The organism is Sporolactobacillus inulinus, from assembly GCF_006539285.1.
Taxonomy (GTDB): Bacteria; Bacillota; Bacilli; order Bacillales; family Sporolactobacillaceae; genus Sporolactobacillus; species Sporolactobacillus inulinus.
In genome coordinates, this window is sequence record NZ_BJMS01000061.1 from 1 (window position 1) to 1,213 (window position 1,213).

The window sequence follows — 1,213 nt, forward strand, 5'->3', positions numbered from 1 at the left end:
GTGACTTAGAAACGGCGTATGCCAGAACCTTGCTTAATTCACCAAGTAGATCATTTAAGTGTTTCTCCTGCTGCTTATAGGCTGCAATTGAAGGATGCGTGTCAAGCTCACGTTTCATTTGCATCATTTCTTTAATCACTTTCTTGTAATCGGGATGATATCTACCGAAGCGTTGCACTTCGTCGTACCGATCTCTCACTTTTAAAAAAGCATGAACAAGTTCTTGAGCTTCTTGATCACGTTCAACGTTACGTTTGCTCTCTAAGTAATTTACATAGGGCTCCGACTGAATCATCATTGCAGCAAGCTCGTCTGCCCCATCTAAAAGCGAGATATTTTCCAATGTTCCAATCATCTCGAACACCTCCAGTTCTATTAAAATATACAACAAATGGACGCAAAGTGCCATTCATCGATTCGAACATCTGCTGATTGGTTGGACTATACTTTCTTTTCTGCCATAGCCTGTGCCATCGCTGTGAGCATCGACATCATGCTTACACGCTGATTAAAACGATCCAACCGCTGACTGAATGTTCGACCATAAAAAAGATCCGCCGCTGATTTAAGGTTTTGGACCTCCCACGGGGATCTGCTCAACGTACGGTACCATTCCGGATGCATGCGCACAAATAGTTTTAGATCAACATTCTGGTCCAAATAAGTCTGAATTTCTTTTCTCATCCAGTTCAATCCCTTCGGAAGAAAAATGGATTATGTGCATGATCAGACGGAGGTTCGGTTTGATTTGGCTGTTCTTGATTATTAGGACTATTTTGTGGATCTTGATCGCTATTTTGACGGAACTGCCCGATAAATGATTGAATGCCGGTGATCGCACCGCTTATCGTTTCAAGCCGTTCCTGCCACTGTTTTGCATCAATATTATCCACAACCTTCAAGACTTTATGAAAAGAAAAAGCTGGACGATTTTTTTCATCGTCATCTTCACTTGACTTTTCTTTTAAGCCGTATTTTTCCCATACCTCATGAGACTCGCCGAAAATAACCCAATCATCAAACACATCTCTCCACTTTATGTCATTCTTATGAACATATGCCACAATCTCAGGATGATTTCGAAGAAATGTTTTAAAGCGACGAATTGCAGCGTTTGTCTTTTCCTCTGCCATGAGGACACACTCCTTCCCGTATCGGTACTCCTACGGTTATCATAGTCATCCCTTGAGAAAATGGTGCATCGGTACATGAT

At 41.7% G+C, this 1,213-nt stretch carries 3 protein-coding genes; all 3 read right to left on the bottom strand.

Annotation, left to right across the window (positions count from 1 at the left end; all coding sequences use genetic code 11):
- On the bottom strand, nucleotides 1-355 hold a 355-nt coding region (locus SIN01_RS09395), incomplete at its 3' end, for a YlbF/YmcA family competence regulator (protein ID WP_170215007.1).
- Between the two features lie 86 nt (nucleotides 356-441).
- A complete protein-coding gene (locus tag SIN01_RS09400; protein WP_010027412.1) occupies nucleotides 442-684 on the bottom strand; it encodes a YlbE-like family protein in 243 nt (80 codons plus the stop codon).
- 5 nt (nucleotides 685-689) lie between these two features.
- Nucleotides 690-1,133 carry a YlbD family protein gene (locus tag SIN01_RS09405; RefSeq protein WP_010027413.1) on the bottom strand — a complete coding sequence of 148 codons (444 nt, stop codon included), beginning with the start codon at nucleotides 1,131-1,133 and terminating at the stop codon, nucleotides 690-692.
- Between the last annotated feature and the right edge of the window lie 80 nt (nucleotides 1,134-1,213).

Excerpts from the sequence above, each read along its gene's own strand:
- SIN01_RS09405 (WP_010027413.1), bottom strand. The coding sequence starts at position 1,133 with ATGGCAGAGGAAAAGACAAACGCTGCAATTCGTCGCTTTAAAACATTT.
- SIN01_RS09400 (WP_010027412.1), bottom strand. The coding sequence starts at position 684 with ATGAGAAAAGAAATTCAGACTTATTTGGACCAGAATGTTGATCTAAAA.